Source organism: Trichocoleus sp. FACHB-6, assembly GCF_014695815.1.
GTDB lineage: Bacteria > Cyanobacteriota > Cyanobacteriia > Cyanobacteriales > FACHB-T130 > Funiculus > Funiculus sociatus.
In genome coordinates this window covers 1-22,412 of record NZ_JACJOY010000124.1, presented here as the reverse complement: position 1 = coordinate 22,412, position 22,412 = coordinate 1, and the positions used below count along the sequence as shown (strand labels likewise).

The 22,412-nt window shown below is 44.2% G+C and carries 18 protein-coding genes and 1 pseudogene; 10 read left to right on the top strand and 9 right to left on the bottom strand.

Annotated features, from left to right (window positions below):
• The coding region (locus tag H6F66_RS25075) for a phage/plasmid primase, P4 family (RefSeq protein WP_199313350.1) at window positions 1–2,614 on the top strand (2,614 nt) is incomplete at its 5' end.
• Window positions 2,615–3,326: 712 nt separating this feature from the next.
• Window positions 3,327–4,943: a gamma-glutamyltransferase gene (gene ggt, locus H6F66_RS25070; RefSeq protein WP_199321486.1), complete on the top strand. Its 1,617-nt coding sequence runs from the start codon at window positions 3,327–3,329 to the stop codon at window positions 4,941–4,943.
• Window positions 4,944–5,542: 599 nt separating this feature from the next.
• Here the strand turns inward: ggt and H6F66_RS25065 are convergent.
• Window positions 5,543–6,496, bottom strand: a complete 954-nt coding sequence (locus H6F66_RS25065) for a hypothetical protein (RefSeq protein WP_206755806.1) — start codon at window positions 6,494–6,496, stop codon at window positions 5,543–5,545.
• Between the two features lie 359 nt (window positions 6,497–6,855).
• On the bottom strand, window positions 6,856–8,550 hold the full coding sequence (locus H6F66_RS25060; RefSeq protein WP_190427259.1) for an amidase: 1,695 nt from the start codon (window positions 8,548–8,550) through the stop codon (window positions 6,856–6,858).
• Window positions 8,551–9,105: 555 nt separating this feature from the next.
• Between H6F66_RS25060 and H6F66_RS29110 the strand changes: the two genes are divergently transcribed.
• From H6F66_RS29110 to H6F66_RS25040, 5 genes are all read left to right on the top strand, one after another.
• Window positions 9,106–9,231, top strand: coding sequence for a hypothetical protein (locus tag H6F66_RS29110; RefSeq protein WP_255515837.1), 126 nt, complete (start codon window positions 9,106–9,108; stop codon window positions 9,229–9,231).
• An 89-nt stretch (window positions 9,232–9,320) separates the two neighbouring features.
• Window positions 9,321–11,156: an amidase family protein gene (locus H6F66_RS25055; protein ID WP_190427256.1), complete on the top strand. Its 1,836-nt coding sequence runs from the start codon at window positions 9,321–9,323 to the stop codon at window positions 11,154–11,156.
• Between the two features lie 89 nt (window positions 11,157–11,245).
• Entirely contained in the window at window positions 11,246–11,632 is a 387-nt protein-coding gene (locus H6F66_RS25050; RefSeq protein WP_190427253.1) for a hypothetical protein, read from the top strand.
• Between the two features lie 211 nt (window positions 11,633–11,843).
• Window positions 11,844–13,499, top strand: a complete 1,656-nt coding sequence (locus H6F66_RS25045) for an amidase family protein (RefSeq protein ID WP_190427250.1) — start codon at window positions 11,844–11,846, stop codon at window positions 13,497–13,499.
• A 310-nt stretch (window positions 13,500–13,809) separates the two neighbouring features.
• The gene (locus H6F66_RS25040; RefSeq protein ID WP_190427247.1) at window positions 13,810–14,448 is read left to right on the top strand and encodes a ParA family protein; all 639 of its coding nucleotides are present in this window, start codon (window positions 13,810–13,812) and stop codon (window positions 14,446–14,448) included.
• 332 nt (window positions 14,449–14,780) lie between these two features.
• On the opposite strand, the gene H6F66_RS25025 is transcribed toward H6F66_RS25040, so the two are convergent.
• Window positions 14,781–14,978, bottom strand: coding sequence for a helix-turn-helix domain-containing protein (locus tag H6F66_RS25025; protein WP_190427242.1), 198 nt, complete (start codon window positions 14,976–14,978; stop codon window positions 14,781–14,783).
• A 395-nt stretch (window positions 14,979–15,373) separates the two neighbouring features.
• Between H6F66_RS25025 and H6F66_RS25020 the strand changes: the two are divergent.
• Window positions 15,374–15,547: pseudogene (locus H6F66_RS25020) on the top strand (transposase); the annotation flags it as partial.
• A 98-nt stretch (window positions 15,548–15,645) separates the two neighbouring features.
• On the opposite strand, the gene H6F66_RS25015 reads toward H6F66_RS25020, so the two are convergent.
• The 3 genes from H6F66_RS25015 to H6F66_RS25005 form a co-directional block, all read right to left on the bottom strand.
• Window positions 15,646–16,890, bottom strand: a complete 1,245-nt coding sequence (locus H6F66_RS25015) for a GAF domain-containing sensor histidine kinase (RefSeq protein ID WP_190427279.1) — start codon at window positions 16,888–16,890, stop codon at window positions 15,646–15,648.
• Window positions 16,891–17,577: 687 nt separating this feature from the next.
• A complete protein-coding gene (locus H6F66_RS25010; protein WP_190427240.1) occupies window positions 17,578–17,958 on the bottom strand; it encodes a cupin domain-containing protein in 381 nt (126 codons plus the stop codon).
• Complete coding sequence (locus H6F66_RS25005; RefSeq protein WP_190427237.1) at window positions 17,927–18,073, bottom strand: hypothetical protein; 147 nt, start codon at window positions 18,071–18,073, stop codon at window positions 17,927–17,929. The genes H6F66_RS25010 and H6F66_RS25005 overlap by 32 nt, the downstream gene beginning before the upstream one ends.
• 100 nt (window positions 18,074–18,173) lie before the next feature.
• On the opposite strand from H6F66_RS25005, the gene H6F66_RS25000 reads away from it, so the two are divergent.
• Both H6F66_RS25000 and H6F66_RS24995 read left to right on the top strand, forming a co-directional pair.
• Window positions 18,174–18,374 carry a hypothetical protein gene (locus tag H6F66_RS25000; RefSeq protein WP_190427234.1) on the top strand — a complete coding sequence of 67 codons (201 nt, stop codon included), beginning with the start codon at window positions 18,174–18,176 and terminating at the stop codon, window positions 18,372–18,374.
• Between the two features lie 148 nt (window positions 18,375–18,522).
• A complete protein-coding gene (locus H6F66_RS24995; RefSeq protein ID WP_190427225.1) occupies window positions 18,523–18,906 on the top strand; it encodes a hypothetical protein in 384 nt (127 codons plus the stop codon).
• A gap of 147 nt (window positions 18,907–19,053) precedes the next feature.
• Here the strand turns inward: H6F66_RS24995 and H6F66_RS24990 are convergent, their stop codons facing one another.
• From H6F66_RS24990 to H6F66_RS24980, 3 genes are all read right to left on the bottom strand, one after another.
• The gene (locus H6F66_RS24990) at window positions 19,054–19,323 is read right to left on the bottom strand and encodes a hypothetical protein (protein ID WP_199313349.1); all 270 of its coding nucleotides are present in this window, start codon (window positions 19,321–19,323) and stop codon (window positions 19,054–19,056) included.
• A gap of 843 nt (window positions 19,324–20,166) precedes the next feature.
• Window positions 20,167–20,952, bottom strand: a complete 786-nt coding sequence (locus H6F66_RS29580) for a GNAT family N-acetyltransferase (RefSeq protein ID WP_190427223.1) — start codon at window positions 20,950–20,952, stop codon at window positions 20,167–20,169.
• A gap of 11 nt (window positions 20,953–20,963) precedes the next feature.
• Window positions 20,964–21,944, bottom strand: a complete 981-nt coding sequence (locus H6F66_RS24980) for an endonuclease/exonuclease/phosphatase family protein (RefSeq protein ID WP_190427221.1) — start codon at window positions 21,942–21,944, stop codon at window positions 20,964–20,966.
• Between the last annotated feature and the right edge of the window lie 468 nt (window positions 21,945–22,412).

Below are 22,412 nucleotides of genomic sequence, written 5' to 3'. Positions count from 1 at the left end.
AGCAATGGCTGCGATTAAGGCTGACGAAAGCACCAATGCAAAAGGATTGCTATTTGTTGAGGGTGAGGAATGTGTAGAGGAACTACGCAGTGTAGGAATAGCTGGAATTACAACCAAAGGCGGGGCTTGGTCTGAGTCCGCTCTAATGGCACTAGCTATGGTGCTAAAAAAGGCAAATGTAGTTTTAATTTACCTGAAAGACAATGACGACATAGGCAGTGCCAAAGCCGAGAAAGTTTTAGACTCCTGTACTAAGATTGGGCTGGCTTGCATTGTCATCGACCCAGTTGCAATTTACCCTGACTTACCCGAAAAAGGAGATGTAGTAGACATCTTAAAAGTCATGGGTTCAGCAGAATTTATTAGAAAGCTAGAGGAGGAAATTCATCGGTCATTAGAGGAGCGCTCAGCTCAAGAGACTAAGACAGAGACTGAATCTCAGGAGCAACAACAGGAGAAAAAATCTAAAAAGATACCAGCCGCCGACAAAGTAGCTGAGGAGATTGCAGAGGAATATCGTAATCGCCTCGCTTTCAACAACATCACAAGTTCTTGGATGCGGTATGAAGCCGAGCTGCCTGGAGTCTGGTCAGTCGAATCTGATAACTTCATTGAAAGCATCGTCAGCAACATACTAAAAACCCTTGAAATCAGCGGTTACGGCTCTCACTCCTACATCACAAACATCGTCAAGAAACTGCGATGTGAGTTAATGCAGCGGACATGGGATGAAAAGAGTGCCAATGAATTACTGCCTTTTAGTGACGGAGTGCTGGAATTAGCAACAGGTAAGTTACTGCCTCATTCACCCGGCTACAAATTTACATGGGCGCTGGAACGGACACACGATACCAATGCGACTGATTGGAGCCTGATTGACGAATTCCTAACCCATGCCACAGGTGGAAATCCTGCACTCAAAGAGATTTTGATTTGTTTCGCCAATGCCGTCCTAGTGGGGCGCTCCGACCTGCAAAAATTCCTTCACACAATTGGAATTGGCGGCAGCGGAAAAGGCACCTATATGAGGCTTCTGGTTGATTTAATTGGCATATCCAACGTTCACAGCTCTACGTTGGAAGACTGGTGCGGTAATCGCTTTGAGGCTGCCAACGCTTACCGCAAGCGCCTAATAGCTTTCTGGGATGAAGACAAGGGCAATCGCCAGATGGGTAAATTCAAGAGCTTAACTGGCGGCGACTGGCTACGAGCGGAAGAGAAAGGAAAGAAAGCTTTCCAATTCAAATTCGATGGCATGGTAGCCGTCAGCTCCAACTTCCCGGTTTTCGCTGGTGACAATTCTTCTGGGATGTCACGCCGAATTATTGCCATTCCGTTCAATCAAGGTGTCGTCCCATCCAAGCGCCGGGATTTAAACAAAGATTTTCAACCACAGTTGGCGGCGTTTACAAACTACTTATTGAGCATCCCTGCCGAGCGCGTAACAGAGGTGTTGCTGGGACTTGAATCCGTTCCAGAAATGGACGAGCAGTTCTGGGAAGGGCGCATCCGAACCGACAGCATTGCAGCATGGCTCAACGACTGTGTAATTCGTGACGCAATGGCATCAACTCCAGTCGGCAATGATTCCAATAACATCCACACACTATATGGCTCTTACTGGAATCATTGCAAAGCTTCGGGTACTTCACCCCGTGCTTCTAAAAACTTCAGCCCTGATTTATTGGAGCTGTGTCAAAAAATCTTGGGCTGGACGGAGATAGAAAAAGTTAGTACCAGGGTAGGCAAGGTAATTAAAGGTCTACGGATTCGAGGAGGTACTGACGGCAATATTCCAACCTATGATTGGACACTTTCGCAAGCTGTGAAGGGTGCCGTGACGGCTCGTGATGAATGCCGTGACGGGTCAGAACCGTTGCCGGATAAGGATGTTACGGATAGTGATGGATTATCTGAATATTCTGATGCAATGAAAAAAACGAATGAGGAGAGTAGCGGCGATGGTGTGAGCGGTAAGACGAGTGACACATTATATAAGGATGAAGGCGTTGACCCGTCACAATCCGCCACAGCCTTACAGGGCAACCTTTTTGACCCATCACATAACTCATCACATAACTCATCACAGTACCCGTCACAAAAAATTGCAGAAAATGCTGTTCAGGAAAGTGGGACAACAGCCTTGCAAGACATTCTGGAATCGGCGCAGATGTTGATAAATGCTCAAGACGGAATCATGGCTATGGTGGTGATGTCTATGTTCTGCAACGAAAGCCCAGAACTGTGGAAGGAGATTTGGAAGTGTATCAGTCCTGAGGAACGAGACCGATTAAAGAAACTAAAGTCCGAGGCTCAAGACAAAGCCAAAACCGGGGATAAATGCAAAGTCCGACTCATCCGTGAAAACAAATACGAGTGGGTTGACGCAACGTTCGTTTCTGCCGTTTCCGCTCCACAAGACCCGCAAAAACTGCATTGCACGTTTGAACTAGCTAGTGGAGAAAGAGTAGATATTTGCGAAAAGAATGAATGGCTACTGGTTGAGCTTGATGACACTGGTGTGTTAGCGGAGATTGACGAAACCGAGGAGATTGACGAAACCGATTTCCTATTGGGAGAGATTGAGGAAGGCGATTCTCAATCTGGTGATTAGTAAAGTTGTTGGCTCTTAAGCGATCGCGTTTTCCTTCATGAGTGCGCGAAATTTGGGTTAGCTCTCGTGCATTTCCTCCCTGCCAGGTTGAACGCGAAGGACTATGCCCTTAAGAAAGCTTGCGCTTGGCAATCTGCTTCCAAGAACGCGATCGCTTTATTTAAGTGCCAATGGCACCTAATTTTCTGCTTCCTACTTTTGGCAGTTTAAGCGGGTGATTCTTTGTTCTATCTACAAAATATAAAATACAAGCTATAACAGCTTCTTGTCTCTAGCACATTAAGCCGTGAGTAGTGCTGAGCAAATGGGCTCAGGTCAATCCTTATCTTTCCTTTGCTCCAGCTAATTCGCCCAACAGGCTTTTTATTAAGCTACTTAAATTTATATCCTCCTGGCGCTGCCGCTTCTTTTGTCTGAGGTTTGAGTAGTAATAGTAGCTAACCGGGTAGCTGCTATAGATTAAAAGCAGCATATTGCCTACAGTTGTAAATTTCAATACTAATTTCTCCAGCAAAGTATCTTAATAATGTGAGTCATATAGGGACAGGGTAATTACTAAAGGGGCTTCTCAATGTATTTGGCTAGGAAAAAAGTGACGGTTATTGCTTTGGCAAGTGCATTCAGTTTTTCAACCGTTTTTGCTCCAGTTTTGGTAGCTGTCTCAACTCTTACAAAAGTTAATGTAGTGAACGCTGCTAACCGACCAACTACTATGTCTATGAATGGCATGGTAACGACACCTCACTACTTAGCTTCTCAAGCTGCTTTAGACATACTCAGGCAAGGTGGGAATGCTGTAGATGCTTCGATTGCGGCTGCATCTACGTTAGCAGTAGTTTATCCACATATGAACAGTATTGGAGGAGATAACTTTTGGTTAATTTATAATGCTAAAACTCGCGAATTAAAAGCCTTAAATGCTAGCGGTAGGTCCGGTCAAAAAGCAACAATCGACTTCTATCAAGCTAAAGGTTATACAAAAATCCCCTCTAGAGGCTATTTAGCAGCCAATACAGTACCTGGAGCGGTTTCTGGCTGGGGAGAAGCCTATAAATATGCTCAACAAAGTATAGGTAATAGTCTGCCTTGGAGTAAGCTGTTTGATTCTGCCATTAGCTATGGAGAAAATGGCTTTCCAGTAACTCCTAGTCAGAACTATTGGACTAAAACGAATATTGATGAGAAGGACAAAGAATTCCGTAATCTTCAACGTTTTCAAGGCTTCAAGCAGACCTATCTCAAGTCAAATGGTCAGTCTTACCAAGCTGGTGAAGTCTTTAAACAGCCACAGCTTGCTAAAACCCTGAAGGCAATTTCTGAAAAAGGGGCTGCTGAATTTTATAAGGGTGACATCGCTCAAAATATCATCAAAGACTTAGAAGCTAACGGCGGGATTCTAACTCTAGAAGACTTTGCCTCACACACGGCTGATTGGGTTGAACCGATTTCAGCAGACTACCGCAAATACAAAGCCTATAATTTTCCACCTAATACACAGGGAATGGCTTCTCTCTCGATTCTCAACATCCTCAACAACTTTGACTTGAAGAAGATAGGGGAAGGCACAGTAGATTACTACCACACGATAGTAGAAGCAACAAAACTTGCTTTCGCCGATAGAGACAAGTATCTCAGCGACCCATCCTTCGTTAATATTCCTTTGGATACGCTTCTGTCCAAAAAGCATGGTAGGGATTTAGCAGCACGCATCAATATGAGAGTTGCTGTTAAAGAAGCTAAGCTCCTCGATCCAAAAGGCGATACTGTCTGGTTGGGTGTGGTTGATAAAGATGGCAACGCTGTATCTTTAATTCAAAGTATATATCATGACTATGGAGCGGGGATTGTTGCTGCAAATACGGGAGTTTTGCTACAAAATCGAGGGAGTTTCTTTTCTCTAGATCCAAAGCATGTTAATCATTTAGAACCCCGAAAGCGAACCTTTCATACTTTGAATCCGGCAATGCTATTTCAGGATGGAAAACCCTATTTAGTTTACGGAACAATGGGGGGAGAAGGACAGCCACAAACCCAAGCTGCCCTTGTAACTCGGATTGTAGACTTCGGATTTAGTGTACAAGATGCGATTGAAGCACCGCGATGGTTGCAAGGTCGTACTTGGGGAGCCTCATCTAATGACCTTAAAATTGAAGGACGAGTGCCGCCAACTGTAGTCAAAGGGTTAATTCAAAGAGGTCATCCAGTCAAGGTAGTGGATAACTACACAGATACAATGGGACACGCAGGGGCAATTCTTATTGAGCCGGCAACCAACATAAAATTTGGTGGTGCAGATCCACGCGGAGACGGGGCTGCTGTAGGGTACTAACGGATATTAGATAACAAATTATATTTGGGATTTTCTCAGCTTTTGGTGAAAAGGACATAATCCTTGTTATGTTGCACTCTCGGCGATTTTTGTCACGATGCCAAATTAAATGACATTGAGACAAATTCGTGTCGCTCGTGCAAAGTTGCTCTACTGCAAGATTGCAGAGAAAGTTTGTGCGACCAACCTATCATTAGCGCCAAAGGATTGTGTACTCTGGCTCCAAGCCCTTTAGCAGCTAAGTCTAGCTGTGCTGCTTTAATGACACTAATATCTCTCCACGACAATTAAAAAGTTACTGTAGGGGTATGAGTAGTATCCGAACAAAAACTTACGCTAAGGGGCGTACCAATTGAACCTGCTAGAAATCAGAAGCTTGAACCCCTTAACTTTTCGTATTAAAACGCTGTACTAAATCGCCTTTGTATAGCAATGGAGATTTTTTAGTCGCTAAGGCTGGAAGTTTTGCTGAACATGGACTTCAGCCGCTAGTTTCATTAGGCACTTAATGATTCAAACTGTCTCGCTTTTGACTGCAACCGGGACACTTGATGTCGCAAAAGCTTGCTTTTACGTTGATGTAGCCTAATTGCTTTAGCCTAGTCAAACATCAAAAATGGGACAGTTGCTCTTAACGACCAAAAATTCTCGGCTGCTATACAAAGGCGAGGATATATTCCAGGCATTAACCAAATAAACTCAAATTTAGAGGCGCACGAAGCTAGGAGAAAATTGTAATCCAGCTTTCTATACTCAACTCCTCCTACAATGCCCTTCCCGGAGCGCTGAAACTCCTTCCACAAGTCTTTTGCTATTAGGTAGTCATTCCGAATTTCTGAAGCAGCATTTGCTAACGATGCGGCCTCAAACCCTTCAGCTCGTCGCAGCTGATAAACCCATTCCTTAAATTCCGGTAGCGGGTTCATACCTTTCATCCACGGATCTCTTGAATCCGAGCATTCTGTCTTCTTTGCCGGGTGTATCCGTCTATTTGTCAGCGTGGCTGTCTCTGTCGCTGTCGCTGTTGTCGTATTGCTCGTTGTTGCAGGGTTTTCTGTTTTTTCAGCAGCTGTCGCAGCTGTCGAAGTAGTTGCAGCTGTCGAAGTAGTTACGGGCCTTTCTATTTCTTCAACAATTTCCAGTGTGTGTGTGCATCCGGATCTTGGTCTTTCTGTTTTTTCATTTTCGTGTGTGTGCGCTTCCGGATCTAAATCTAGATGCACGTACTCTTTGGAGTAATCTATGACCGTAATCTCTGTAAGAGGTTCTTCCGTTTTCGTCATTTTCCTTATTCCGGTTTCGTCAATTTGGTTATTACCTTTTGAGGAATAACCAAATTCCTCTTTCGGTAATAACGATTTTCCTGACTGTCTTATCTGATTTTTGGCAACATCCGAGTCAATACGACCGTCAAACATAGACACAGCATGGTTTTTACCTTTTGAGGAATAACCATTTTCCGCTTTTTGTTGATTTGATTTTGGTGAATACGGATTTGATGGTGGATTCTGCACCACTTCTCGGTGTAAATCTAAAAATTTGTCCCAATTCACTCGCAGGTGCTTGGTCGGGTTGCCGTCAAATTTGTAAACTCGGCTGACTATTAGCTCTTTTCGCTCAAGTAAAGCGCAGGCTCGATCAAATTCTTTTTGGCTTATCCGACACTCATCCCACTATTCATATCTCGCCTTCGCCAGCCACCGATACCCGTCTTTTTTTACACGTAGTTTTAATTTCCCGATTAAGCATGGCAACCTGACAATCGGGCTAATCATTGCAGGTTCTAATTGGAACTTTTGGAGATTGCAGGTACGAACAATGCTTGGAGAGTGAAGGGTGACTGCTAGTACAGCATCGGGAGTATAGAGCCATCAATATTTAACCTCTTGTGGCTCTATACTTTGGCTGTTTCTCAAACCTTCTTGCGACGACGTAAAGGAACGATGGCACTGAAGACACCGAGGGCTAGAAGGGCAGAAGTAGGGTTAGATTCGGGAACTAATTTGGGTGCCTTCCGGAATCTCGTCTCCTGTTCAAATGCATAAGCATAGTTGAGCAAGCTTGCCTCGCTGAACATATCCCCTAGAAACGCTACGCTAAACGGAGTTCCAGAAGCGTAGTATCCGCCAGGCAAATTCACTTGGGGTGTTCCTAGCAAATTAATCTCTGGCACGGTGGTAGTAGTGTATGACCCATCGAACAATAGTCCCGGTTCACTTCTCTGTTGTGGGAAGAACAGCCCGTCTAGCTTATTATCCGCTAGTACTGTTTGGAATAGGGACAGCATCGTTTTCCGTCCGTCCATAAACTTTTGCACCAGATCAGTCTGAAAAACGTTAGGCTGTTTCACTGACTCTTCAAGACCATTTATTGGTGTAAATGCTCCAAGTAACGGTCCACTTTCAGCTAGGAGATCAATCCCTGTTATGTTCTGAAATTCTGCTACAGACGTGGGCGACTGGGCTGGATCGAGTGTCTTCAACCATTGCGTCAAATCATAGGGTGTATTCGAGCCACCATATGCGGTAAAAGTTGCACCTAGAGTATTGAAATTCGTCCCTGCAAACGGATCTTCTACGACCTCTGCTCCCAAATTCTTTAGGATTGAAATAGAGTTACCATACAGAGATTTTGTTTCCTCTGCTAGTTCCACATCTTTAAATCCTGTACCAAAAAGCCCAAATCGCTTTCCCTGTAAGGATGTAGTTCCTAACCCCGCAGCATATCCCTCTGTCGGGATGTTGCCAATTGCAACTGCTGAGTTTGGGTCTGATGGATCATACCCTGCAATTACCGTTAAAAAGTTAGCTGCATCCGTCACTGTCTTGGAATTAGGGCCAAAAACATCACGGGTTGAGCCAGCCAGGGGAATCCCACCACTTGTAGGAACCAGCCCAAATGTTGGCTTGATCCCAACTAAGGCTTGGGCACCTGCCGGATTTTGAATCGACCCGCCTGTTTCTTCAGCTGTTCCTTCGGCAGCAAAACTCGCTGATACTGCTGTTGCAGTTCCTGTACTACTACCACCTGGGACTATATCAATATTGTAGGAATTGAGTGTTGGACCAAGATAACTGGTGTTCGCATTTGATCCGCTTCGCGCAAACCTTGGTAGGTTTGTCTTTCCAAGAATAATTGCTCCTGCATCTTTCAACCGCGCGACGATCGGTGAATCTTCCAGTGGGATCATATCTACCCCACCATTCTCACTCGTAAAACCACTATATCCACCTGTTGTTCGCACACCTGCAACGTTCATCGAATCTTTGATGACAATCGGTACGCCGAACAATAACTTTCCGTCTGGGATCTGACCATTGTTAGCCAAGAGTACAGCATCTGCTGCCGCTGCATCTTGCAACGCATTAGGATTAAGGTAAGTAAACGCATTGTAGAGTGGGTTATACTTGTCAATTCGTTCCTGGTAAGAACTTACTAGGTCTTGAACAGTATACTTTTGGGCTGCTAGGTCTAACTGAATCTGAGCTGACGTTAACTCTACTACATTTACCGATGACCCTCTCAACGAAGCCGCCTGTGCGGCGAATGGTGATGTAGAAACACCAATCATTACAGCTACACTAGCAGCCATGTTGCTTTTTCTCACTATATTCACCCTGCACCACAATGTATGTTTCTTTGTGAGGATTGTTTATCACTTTTTTTCGCTTCTTATCTGTATCGAATTTACTAATTCTTTAAATATTCTCTAAGTGCCGGGTAAAAATTGTAGGAGCCTACGTAAACATCAAACCTACGGCAAGCTCTTAGTTGACCTGAACAAGAGCCAAACTATAGCGCTTACGGATTAAAGCCGCTTTGCAAGACGGATGGAAGGTGATTCGGACGATCCGCTTCTCTGGTAATCGCAACCCTCATCCGGTCATTGCTTCTGGTCAACAGCATGCTTAGCGTACCTATCGTATAGAGTCCACAATCCTCACCTTTGAGTACGCTCCTAACTAAGCTTTTTCAGTCAAGCAGGCTAGTTACTTACCCTCTCATTCCCAGATATTGAATGGTTGTATCTCATTGAACAGTTATTTCTTTGGGAAACTCATAACTTTAGACATGAAAGATCCGCACACGCACTATTTTTAGTGATGCATCTGTTGGTGTAGTTCTTTCGATTGTCTTGATCAGGAGTGGAACTGGAGCATCTATGCAAGATTCAATGAAGGCGATCGCTTCTCTAGCAATGCAGGCGACGATGGTGAGCGAAGCGGAGACAGAACCAAACAAAGATTTAGAACAGTATTGTCTAACTCCCCTTGAAAATATCCGCTAACTCACAATACAAATTCCTAAAGCTTAAGGCTTTATTCAGCCTATTGATTGCACTTCAATCAATGGCATTTACCTAAGAGGATGGATTGAGTGTTAAAAAGTATTAGACATACTGCTGTAGTGGCGATCGCCGCCCCAACCACGTTTCTGTGTTTTGTTGCTGAAGCCGTTAATGCCGCAGTCTTTAGGCTAGAAGAAGCCTCGATTGCTAAAATTAATCAAGCCTTTGATTCCGGTGCGTTAACCTCCGAAGAATTAGTTCAGCTTTATCTCAACCGCATTGCCACCTATGATGATGCAGGCCCGATGATTAACTCGGTTCTTGCCCTCAACCCCAACGCTTTAGAAACTGCCCGAGAATTGGATATTGAACGCCAATTGTATGGCGCACGTAGCCCTCTGCATGGTATTCCAATCTTGCTCAAAGATAATCACGATACCTCTGGCATTCCCACCACAGGTGGTTCAGATGCCCTAAGGGGTTCACTACCGCCAGATGATGCCTATGTAGTTCAAAAGTTTCGTGAGGCAGGAGCTATCATTCTGGGCAAAGCCGAAATGGATGAATTTGCTATTTCTGGCTCCGGCTATAGCTCCATTGGTGGTGCAACCTTGAATCCTTACAATTTCAATCGCTCAACAGGTGGTTCTAGTGGCGGCACTGGAGCAGCAATCGCTGCTAACTTTGCGGTATTTGGCACGGGCAGTGACACAGGTGGCTCAATTCGTACCCCTTGCTCTTTTCAAGCTTTAGCCTGCATCCGGCCAACTCGCGGATTAGTAAGCTTGGATGGCATCATTCCATTTGTGTTGTCGAGAGACATGATTGGTCCGATGGCGCGGAATTTAACTGATGCTGCCACAGCATTGAGCGTAATGGTTGAATTTGATCCTAACAACCCCAGCTTTCAAACGCCTATTGCTGCCCCTGATGTTGAACTGGATAAATTCTACACAGACTACACACAGTTTCTTGATAAAGGTGCCCTCAAAGGATCTCGCCTTGGTGTTTTACGCAATTATTTGGGCATTGACAATGGCATTGATCCAGAAATTACGCAGATTACAGAAGATGCGTTGGATCTGATGCGGGGATTGGGCGCAACAACTGTGGACGTTGCATTTGATACTGATTTCTTGGCGCTCACCAGCAGCCTTTATGGCACAGCAATTCCTGTTGAACAAGAAAAATACCTGGAGGAATATTTAGCTACCCTCGACTCTGAATATCCCAAAACCATTGAAGAACTCATTGCAGTGCTGGAGACTCCAGAAATTGCTGAGTCTGACACCCCTTCTATCGTACTTGGCACCCTAAGGCAATCAGCAACTACGCTAGGTATTACCGATCCAAATTATGTCAATGTGGCGGAATTTTTGACTCCTTTTGTCAGAAATACGCTACTGGACACCTTAAATTCTCTGGATCTGGATGCTTTTGTTTTTCCTACGTTGAATACGTTTGCTCGTCCGTTGCGCGGAACCATTGATCCAACCTTCGAGAGTTTCCCTGGATCTCCTCCAGCTCGTCCGGTTGAACTTTCTAGCTCAACGGGGTTTCCTGATATCACGGTTCCCGCTGGGTTTGGCTCAACTAATTTGCCAGTAACTCTCTCGTTTACGGGACGCCCTTATGATGAGTCCACCTTACTAGGGCTAGCTTATGCATTTGAGCAAGCAACGATGGAGCGCCGTCCATCACTCTTAGTTCCAGCCTTACCAGGTGAGGTAATTGAATATGAGTCTGTCCCTGAACCCGGCTTGGTTCCTGCTTTGCTCCTTTTAGGAAGCAGCATGCTCTCAATTCAGGTAGCGCGGAGGAGAAATCAGAAAACTCAAGTTGAGGCAGTGCTACCCGGTTTGGTAACAAAAACAGCTCTGGTGAATGTTCATTCGGAAACTGTTACGCGTTCTGTGGATGTCTAGATCGGTATTCTTTAAGTTCAGCTTTTTCGTTGTTTGGCTCCCTTTCACGGATGCTGTGATCAATTCTGCTTAAGAAAGAAGAATGCTCAATGGGCTTAGAAATTGCTTTATTGCTCACCCTGATTATTTCTGGATTAGGATGCAATAGCTCAAGCATAAATATGGAGGCAACAGTTTGGTCTTGTGAGGCGTCAGGAGTCAGCCGTTCCTACACAGTAGAGCTGCTAAATCGAAGTTCTAACCACTTTGAGCTGAAAATTTACGATGCTCCTAATTTTCTACAGGGTAACTATAAAGAAACCATTGAAATTACTGTAGAAAATACTGACACTCTTGCATTAGTAGGGACAGGGCAAACTTCAACAGGTGAACAGATTCGCGTGACGGCATTGAGCAGTGCGGTAGACTTTACTGTGACCAATAGTAAATATGGCACAGCAGTAGGTCGCTGTGTTCTCAATGTAGAAATGAACTAACTTGCACAACAAGATTCCCTTGGATAGTCTCTTTACTAAAGCTTCATGTATTAAATTGCTTTATGAAGATTCGATAAATTTTTGGTACTGTCTGTATCGGATATCACCGCAATCTTACTGTGCTTTCAAATATATAAAGCTTCAGTGCATTCCAGCTTACTCATTAGCGCTTTAGTGGGGCTGGATAAAGAACCTTTCTAGATGGGGAATTATGGTGGTATCTATACCTATTAAAAAGACAATTGTTGCGCTTGCTTCGCAAACCCTGGCTTTGGTGTTTCTACCGGGTATCGCTAGTGCAGCGTCTTTCCGTCCAGAGGAAGCAACTGTGGGTAGTATTGAGTCTGCGTTAGGCTCTGGCACAAGTTGTACCAGCATTACGCAAGCTTACTTGAATCGTATCCAAGCTTATGATGATCAGGGTCCTGCTCTAAATGCAATTATCAGTATTAATCCTAATGCTCTGGCGATCGCTGCTGATCTAGATGCCAGATATGCTCAGTCGGGACCCGTGGGTTCATTGCACTGTGTTCCTATTATTCTCAAAGACAACTATGAAACGTTTGATATGCCTACAACAGCCGGAGCACTGGCACTAGAAGGCTATGAGACGGGACAGGATGCGTTCCAAGTTGCTCGATTGAGAGAATCTGGTGGATTGATTCTTGCCAAATCAAACTTATCTGAATTCGCTTTTTCCTTTACTACAGTTAGTTCATTAGGAGGTACAACCCTCAATCCCTATGACCTTGCCAGGAATGCGGGAGGGTCTAGTGGTGGTACAGGAGCGGCGATCGCTGCTAACTTTGGTGTAATTGGGATGGGGACTGACACAGGAGGTTCCATTCGTGTGCCATCTTCATTCAATAGCCTGGTTGGAATTAGACCAACCATCGGGCTTTCTAGCCGTGATGGGATTATTCCGTTAGCCCTAACTCAAGATGTGGGTGGTCCTATGACCCGCAGCGTTGCAGATGCGGCGATCGCTCTGGAAATCACGGCAGGGTTTGACCCTAATGATTCGGTAACTGACAACGAGAAAGCACCCGTCAAATACACGGATTTTCTTAACCCAAATGGTCTTCAAGGTGCTCGGATTGGCGTGGTTCGCGATCTCTTTGGCTTAGATTCCAATCCTGAAAGTATTAAAACAACAACTGTCATTAACTCAGCAATTGATGCGATTAAAGCATTGGGGGCAAAAGTTGTAGAGGTTACAATCCCCAATCTGGCTCAAATACTGGAGTTTCCCAGCTTGAGTAATTTTGAATTCAAACGGGATCTCAATACCTTTTTAGCAGAACGACCAGTACCTCCATCAGGCGTGACAAGTTTAGGGGACATTATTGATAGTGGATTATATCTGAAAGACTTTGAGGCATCCTACATTGCTAGAAACAATCGGATGCCGCCTGAACTCGATCCTGAATACTTGAAAATTATTACAGAACGTCCGACCTTGACACAAACTTCATTGTTAGCTGCACTGGAGGGCTTAGATGCTCTGATTTATCCATCTGTTGCTAGCCCACCTAATATTTTTAATCAGCCGCTAGCATCCGGTGCTGCCAATCGTTTGAGTCCATTTTCCGGCTTTCCGGCAATTACGGTTCCTGCTGGATTTACGGAAGATGACCTGCCTGTCGGTCTGGAGTTTTTAGGGAGAGCCTACGATGAGGCAACACTCATCAAGCTAGCATACAGCTTTGAACAAGGCACCTTATTCCGCCGCCCTCCTGCCAGTACCCCACCACTAGAAAGTAAAGCAGTTCCTGAGCCGAGAACCCTTGCCGCTCTGAGCTTGTTTGGTTTTATAGCAACAGGACTGAAGCGCAAGCAACGCCAGAAGGTTGGCAATAACTGCTAAAGTCTATAGCCTGCAAGACCAATAAAATTGGCGACCGACTCTCCTCAACAAAAACGTTTTGGGGGAGTGATCAATAGACCTCCTGCATGCCTCATGAGTCATGCAGGAGGTCTATTGCGTACCCTGGCTCCAAGCCCAAAAGCAGCTAAGTCTAGCTTTGCTAACGACACTAATATCTCTCCACGACAATTAAAAAGTCACTGTACATTTTTACCGCCTAACCGCATTAAAGAAAGCCAGAACTACCAAGCTGTTGGCTATCATTGGAACAAAATACAGTAAGATAAATCAGGAATAAAATGCAGTAAAAATGACCACCATCTGCTTCAGCAATTTAAAGGGTGGAGTAGGAAAATCAACAACTCTTACCCATTTTGCCTATTGGTTATCTGCCATCAAAAAGCGCAAGGTTGCGGTCATTGACGCTGATGGTCAGAGCAGTACCTCCACCTGGCTGCATTCAATGGATACAGAAGTGCCTATATATCGCATGACCGATCCAGATGAATTGGCTGAAGAAATTCCCAAGCTGGAAAAGACTGTGGATTATTTGGTAGTGGACAATGCCGGGAATTTGGGAGAAGCAACCCGGTGTACGCTTCTAACTGCAAAACTTGCAGTAATTCCGATTACCCCATCAGGACTAGATTTAGTTTCAGCAGCGTCGGCTGTCAGGATGGTACGGCAAATCCAAAATGCCCGAAGTGGATTGCCGCTATCCGGCATCTTCATTAATCGAGGAGTGAAGAATACCAAACTGTTGAAAGAAGCCCAAGAGCTGTTAAAGCAACTGGAAGGAGTCAAGGCATTCAAGCAAGTTATCTATCAGCGGCAAGCGATTGCTGATGCCTTCTTGCAGAACACAACAGTCTGGGGGCTAAAAGGGTCAGACGATGCAGCGTCAGATTACCAGCGGTTATTTACAGAGATTTTGAGGTTGGCGAAATGAGCAAGAAGAAACCTCGACATTCCTTAACTGATTTGGTTTCTCAATTTTCTTCATTAAGTAACTTAGAACCAAAGGCTGCGCCTGCCAGCAAACAAAAGACAAAAGGGAAGAAGACGGCTCCGACCCAGGAAGAAGAAAACCTGCTAGAAAAGCTGAAGAAGCAAGTCCCCTCAAAAACCTGAATCACGCTTGACCTTGACCCAGAAACCTACGAGCAACTATCAGAGTTAGCTGAGTACACAGGGCAGACCAAAGCTAAATTGCTTCGCGCAATAATTCGGGAAGTATCCAAATTACTGCAAAATTAACAGTTAAAATAATCAGTTTAAATTTTAGTTAAGAGTTAAGTTGGCACGACGACGATAATAAGTTGAGCGACTAATCCCTAAATGTTTGCAAATGTCCGCAATTGTGTCGGGCGAGGTATCAGCCAACTTAACGGCAGTGGAAATCTTCTTAGAATTGTGCTGCTCCTTTCTACCACCTCTCCTGTCTCTAGCTCTGGCAGCAGCTAATCCGGCAATATCCAATTTTCCTTAAAATGTCTCGTAACTCATTTATTAATTATTTGATAAGACATAGATTAAAAGATGGGTTTTGAGACACGGTGCAGGTAGATTTGAGGCGTGTTGTGCCAGCTCAAAAAATCTGTCTTATAAACGGTCGTTTGTAAACCACAGAACTGAGTTATGTTAGATATGCTTTTTTTTAGCAACTCTAAGTTAAAGCGATAGAAAAAGCCAGGAGTCACATGGGTATAGGTACTGGAAGCCAATTATCAGAGTAGTCTTTAGATGACACAAGCTACTCAATCGGGACAGTTTTGACGCATCTATAAATCTTTGGCTTCCCTTGCCCTCGACTATCCCTAACATATTGCCATTCAGAACAGTCTGAAAATTCAATCTTCAGTCCTCGCAATTCATCAATTATCGAAAATATCATTGATCAACTGAAGAATATTTCTCAGATTGAGCATTCCAGGCATCGCAGCCCGGTGAACTGTATGGTGAATATCCTATGCGGATTGATTGCTTATTGTCATCAGCCCAAGAAGCCTTCACTCAATTTGGACTTCGCTTTCTCTCAAGCTGCTTAACCCGAACTCAGGTTAGCAAGAATTTCTACTCTTCTATCATTACATGTTAAGCAGTACCCATTTTTTCTAGGATGAGTACTACTCATTAACTACCGCAGCTAAGCTATAGGTAATTGGATGCTCACCATCGTGCCTGTCAACTGGTCAGACTGAATAAATAGTTCCCCGCCATGAGCGTTGACGATGCGTTTGACAATGGCAAGCCCCAATCCAGTGCCGCAAGGTTTCGTAGAGTAGAATGGCTCAGTTAGCTTGGAGAGAACTTCCCCAGGAATTGAGCCGCCACCATTGTGAACACTGATAAAAACCTGATCTAGAACGGTACCAATCTCTACGTGCCATCTGACTACATCCCCAGGTGCAATCGCCTCACAGGCATTGCGGACAATGTTGATAAACACTTGTTTGAGCTTGTCCTTATCCGCCACGATTTTGACCGTAGCCTTAGCCGGAATGAATTCTATCTGCCGCTCCAGTGCTTCCGGCATCTCGCGGATTGACATGAGCATCTCATGAATGAATTCATTCACATCCAAGGTTGAGAGCTGCAACACTTGAGGTTTCGCGTAGAGCAAGATTTCACGCAATAGGCGTTCTAGACGGCCCGCTTCGCTAAGAGCTAACGATAACCGCTCTTGGGCTGCTTTGGGCAGAATAGTCTTCCTAAAATAATTCAACCCCATAATCATCGTGGTTAGAGGGTTGCGAATCTCATGTACAATCATGGCAGCAAATTCGCCAATAGCTGCCAGGCGTTCCTGCTCTACTAACTTGACTTGAGCTACCCGCAGTTCCTCTGTCCGTTTTTCTACTTCTGTCTCCAGAGCTTCATTAAACTGTCGCTGCTGCTGGTAGAGATGATAGTTATCAATCGCCGTGGCAGCGCGTTCCGCAAACAGCTCAACGATTTGAATTTCTTCTGTTGTAAATTCGCGCGGTTGCCGATGAAAAGAGCAGACTGTGCCAATCACTTCACCTTGGGAAGTCCGCAACGGTATCCCCAGATAAGCTTGATAACCCTTTGCAGGTCTGCCATACTCTGGCTGGGTTTCAGCATCCTCAACAGCTAGAGTACGTCCAATTTTTATAACAGTACCAGTTAATAAACCGTGCAGCGCATAGATACGAGGAGCGTCTTCATCCATGTCGATACTACTTGCCAGTATCGTCTCAAACCCGTCTTGGCATAGGGTCACAACCGTCCAATCTATTTCGACCAGTTGGCTGACTCCGCAAGCAATGTCTTTCAAATAGCTATTCAGTTCGCCAGACCGATAGCTAAGGGAGGACAAAACCCCTAACGCCTCCCGCTCTCTCTGCCACTGGCGGCGCTGTAATTCCATGTAATCGTCCTTAGCTTGGCTCACGGCTGGCTTTGGCGGGGGCGCAAAATACTGAGTTGAGACAGCAGTAAGAGTAGACTTTTCTTCAAGTGGAGTCACCCGTCTTGGTTCAGGGGGGATATAGTTAGCCTTCCTGGCTGAACTCTTAATCTTTTTTGGATCAATGCTCATGGTATTGTTCGTCTCTATCTCTAGTTGTTAAGCAATTTTACTTTTAATTAATTTGATTACTAAAATAACCAACAGAAACAGAACACAGCATGATACGGCTACTAGTGTTTCTTTTATTTTTGGTGATACGACTACGATAAATTCCTGCCCTTTAATTAAAGCAGAGAAGCTTGAGACACAGAATGGCATGAGATATAGTCTAAATGTTTGCCAATTGTTTCTTTTGCCAATCTTCCCGGAAGAAATACTTAACATAGTCCTGTACCAATTACAATGCTTATACCAATTGAATCAATCCATAACTTAAGTGAAGGATCAAAATAGAAATAAACTACTACAACATACCAAATGAGATAGCACCATAGAATAACTTTATCTAATTTTATTTTATAAAGTTATTGAATCAACCCTTTCATATATTTAAAGTGATTCTTTTATTTTCACTTAGCATTTGAAATCACCAACTGTCAAAGACAGCCTAGTGAATTAATCCTAAACCGTTCAGTGGATAAATAATTAGGAATGGAGAGCTAAAGAATCTTCTAACGAGGCAAGTTGATACCCCGCATCGGCTGGCGACACGACTGAAATAATAACCAATGGCTGATCACTGTTGTTGAATACTCCGTGTATACATCCGGTATGAGCGACTACCACATCCCCTGCAACGATTGGTTTTGTAGTGCCTGCTTTATCCAGATAATATTCCCCTTTCCCTGTCAAAACAGTCCAAGTATCTTGCCCGTTAGGATGGATGTGCGCGGGGATTTCCTGTCCCGGCTTGATGTACCAGGCTACAACAACGGCATCCTCGGATTCGGTAACGACCGAACGAATAGGCTCCCCGTCCGTTGGCTGAAAAAATTTAGAACTGTTGAATATTCGGGTCGTACTCATCTTTGTCCTCTCTCACTATATAGGCTACACCAGTAAAAACAGTGCCGTCTTTGAGAGTCCTCTGAGATGAGATTTTCTCAGCAATCGCCTTAGAGCATTGTCTCGTCGATAACATTACAGTAACTTGATTTTAATGTTGTTGTGTCACTCTCGTCAGAGCAAAATCTGAAAGCTTTACACACAGGGAGTTTCACCGGTGGGACTTAAGAGGATGTTTGAAAAGTTGGTTAGTGGGACTTAGCCATTTTCTAGCCCCTAAAGGGGCTGAAAAGCTCTCTGAACAAGGAAAAGAGGTTGATGACCTAAAAAAACCTCAAACCCTTGCCAACACTAGATTATTCCCATTTGAGCTAAAAGTCTTTTTAGATGTGGATTTAAAGCCATTTTCGCTTCAGTTTTTGTCTAGACCCCGTTAGCCCCAATAGCCGAGCCTTTTCTGCTTTCTCAGAAACTTTTAGGTAATACTCATCTGCCGTTCAGGATGAACTCATAACAGTGGTTCATCTTTGTAATCAAGCAAAGAAATTGATTAATTCCACTCAATACCTACTCCGAGATTACAGTATGAAACGTCTAGTTCTTGGTAGCATATCTATTTTATTAATGTCAGCAATGGTAGCACCAGCTCTGAAAGCTGAGGTCGTTGCAGAAACTACGCCAGTCAATGTGTCGCAAACCCAGACGACAGATGTGCCATCAAAGATCGCAGCGCGCATGGCAGTAACGCCTTTTAACCTCGTTTTCTTAGCTTTTCAAGGTTTCTTCGAGACGCAAGGAATTCCTAGTTCTATGGACTTTGTTTCTGCTTATCGCAATAAGCAGGTTAGTGCTAGTGACCTTATTAAAATCGCCGTCAGTATGAACAGGCTGCCCCAAAGCACCCTGACTGATCGGGGATACCTCAACGCTGTTGAATCTCAACTGAAAGGTCTCGTATCTAACGATTGATAAACCCGCATGGGGCGGGTGCAGAATGAGGGATGTTACAGAGTATCGCCTGTTTTGCTCAAGATGCGATTACTTTAACTTAACTTAATAACTCCTGGTTTGCCCATTTTTACAGGAGTTAGGAAAAAGTTTATCCAGGGGTAAAGATTAACCAGCAAGTTGAGTGTAAATAGTAGTAGGAAAGCTAAGCAAGGTAAAAATACGCTGTTGCAACGGACAGAGAGTAGTCAAATGGGCATAAACTTGGTTTTTGACCTCAATCAGCAACAGTATAATCTCTTTGAACGCAGCAAGAAGGAGTTCGGCAGTTGGACGTGAAGTCTTTCGTTGTGGATTACCAACATAAAGTCCAGCAAGCTGGCGTTGATGATCTTGCTTGAGGCTACGACGCACCTGAAATTCCAACAGAGTCAACATACGTAAACCAATTGAAAGCAGTCGAATCAAACCAGTAACATCAGGGCAAGAGCATCTCAATTAGAGTTGACACAAGGAATCAGAAGAATCTAAGGTATTGTCAATAAAACAAGAACTGAGAACTTGAATCATATAATCATCATCCATAGCGGCTCGTTTACTGTTTTGGTTCTTCAGCACTTAGTATGCTAAATACATAGCAGAATAAGAAAAAGAGAGATAATGTACAGTGACTTTTTAATTGTCGTGGAGACATATTAGTATTGTTAAAGCAGCAAAGGTAAACTTAGCTGCTTTTAGGCTTGGAGTTAGGTTAGCAATCCTTTGGAGCTGTTCCACATGAATAATGTTCTCAAAAAGCTCAAAGTGGAAACTCGTTACCAGGCAGTCGTTCACTTATTGCAAAAAAATACTCTGGCTGCGAGAGCCAAGGTACAAACAGCATCGAAAAATAATTGCAGTCGTATCGCTGCGTTCACTCCACATTTGGGGGGTCACAGCTAGTTACGCTCAGTCTTCTCAAAAATTCAAGTACAGCAAATTGGGGCAATCGCATTTAAGGCAGCGATTCAGGAGTCCTACTCGATAAAACTAGAATGCTCGATTGAAGTTGAGAGAGGATCTTCTTCCAATCCGGAATATCTTCATTGAAACTACCCATCAATGCCCAATGATTTACCACGATTGGGGGGTAGCTTGGAAGAGTGCAATTAATCTGAGCCAATTGGCACCGAGTTGGGAACTCGCACTTCAAAGAGAAAAGATGACGGGCTGTGAGTAGCAATAGCGTTATATTAGTTGCGGTAAAAGTTGGTCTGTTGCGACGCTTCAACAGCCTCTTGTCTACTTCAACTCTAGAGAATACTCGCCATAAGTAGCAATCTGTTCAAAACCCAACTTCTCATAGCAGGCTATTGCATTCCTGTTGTCAGCTAATACGTTTAAGCCAATGTGGTCTACGTGCCTCAACAACTCCTGGCATAGCCTCGCACAAACTGCTGTTGCCAGTCTGAGTCCTCGAAACTGTGGGTGTGTTGTAACGTTACCCAATGCTGCAACTCTGTACTGCTGCGAATAGATATGCACACCCGCAACACTCACCAGGGTTTCCCCACGTCGTAGACCATAGTAATAGCCAGTTTCCAGCATACGCGGCTCAAACCAGTTGCCTGGATAGCTTACACCGTATAACTCTTCTAATTCACTCCCCTGGGATACTGACACTGGTATAACGGCTGACGTATCAATACTCTCTAAGTACGAACTGTTAGTCAAAGCCATTTTGTAATGTACGCCGTGCTTAGTTAGCTGGTAGTCCTGTGCGAAGACAGCTGCTAAGGAGCCACTGAGATGGGCATAAAACTGTTTTGGCAGAAGGTGGATGATTGACCGCAGCAACTCCTCCATTAACCCTGTGGGTTCAGAGGTGAGGGCAAGAACAACAGGCATAGATGCTCCCGTGTAGAGCAAGACAAGCTCAAAAATCTCTTGGTGTTTTTTGAGGGCATACCACGTTGTGTACTGCCAAAAGAAGTCATCTAGATCTCCAAGCTCATAGAGATGGAGAAAAGTATTCTGACGCAAGAACAGCTCGATTTCTTCTTTGGCGTGGAGGCAAACTGGCTTCACGAAAGAGGCTCCTAACGTAACACTAAGTCAGTAACTAGCGATGCGTGGTCAGAATTGGCATTCCCTCCTGTATAAATTCGAGCGACACTAAAGTGCTTGCTGACCAAGCAGTGGTCAATGGAAATATTCACCAACGGGATCAGCCAGGAAGGAAAATGTACGTGAGTTGCTGGTCGTGGCCAACTGGGTAAGATGCCAAAACCCAAGCGGGTGTTATGCAAGGAAGTTTTGTTAATAAACCGCCGATAATAAGGCGACCACGGCGTTAAATTAAAGTCTCCCACTAAAATCAATGGCTGATTGACTCCTCGAATATAATCGCTCAACGCCGCTAGCTGACGATTGCGGCTGTGAAAAGTCTGCCGCTTCACAGGTACTAGAGGATGAGTCCCAATTAACTGAATAGGCTCTTTGTCTACTTCAATGGTTGCTAGGAGGTTATGACCTCCTTTCCCATTAAAGTTATCTCCCTTAGCCTGTTGAATGGAAAAGCGACTGAGGAGGGCAAGACCGCCACCAGGACTTCTGAAAGAATAAGGCAAAGTGTCTTTTAACCCAGCTTTTAAATTTTCAACTGCGTCTTGGTCAACTTCAATAAATAAAGCCACGTCTGGGTGGTTTTTCCGCACTAACTTAATAACTTCATTGTCACTATTATTCTGGATATTAAGGTTAAAAGATAAAATTCGAATGGGTTTTGCTGCCTTACCAACTACCTGTTGCGGATGAGGAAGATACCAGGGAATAACCTCAATCCCATTCAGTTCCACCAGTAATAAGGCAGCGAGAATTAGTATTTTACTCTTAAGATGGTGTGTTCTCCAAAGAATGACTAAAACACTACTAACTATTAACGATGAAATAAAATACTGGACTCGGAAATGAGTTAGCAGTTCTACCGGCCAGAACCAAGCGATGTAGGACAATAGGGATAGTAATCCTAAAGCCAACAGCGTGGCGGTTGCCACAATTAAAGGTATTCGTTGGAGCATGGGTTCCGTCAAACGTGGTCTTATCAATTACAGCAGATTGCAGGTTGATGAAGTACAGTAACAGCACTTTTGTCAGATAACAGATTATTTGTCGTCTTAACAAATTGTTGTCGTTGAGCGTTTCTATCGCTACTAAAGCCTAGATATATTTGGATGAAGAAAAGCTGGAGTTAAGACGATTATGGCTTTGAAGAGGAATTCCTACCAAAGTGTTATTTAGCCCAAAAACACTACCGTAGAAGATTTGAGAAGTTTTGGATTAACGACACTAATGTGTTAGTAGCGACAAATAATTTGTTATCTGACAGTAATTAAAAACGACCTTGGGCTGAGTAGACCACCCCACAACCCGCACTGAAGTGGGTCAGATGAGATAGTTACGCAAAACACTAATTACTGCTCTGTGACCGCTTTTGGTTTTGGCTTGGGCTTTGGGGCGGAAGTAGTCCTACGGGCAGGGTGGGCAGC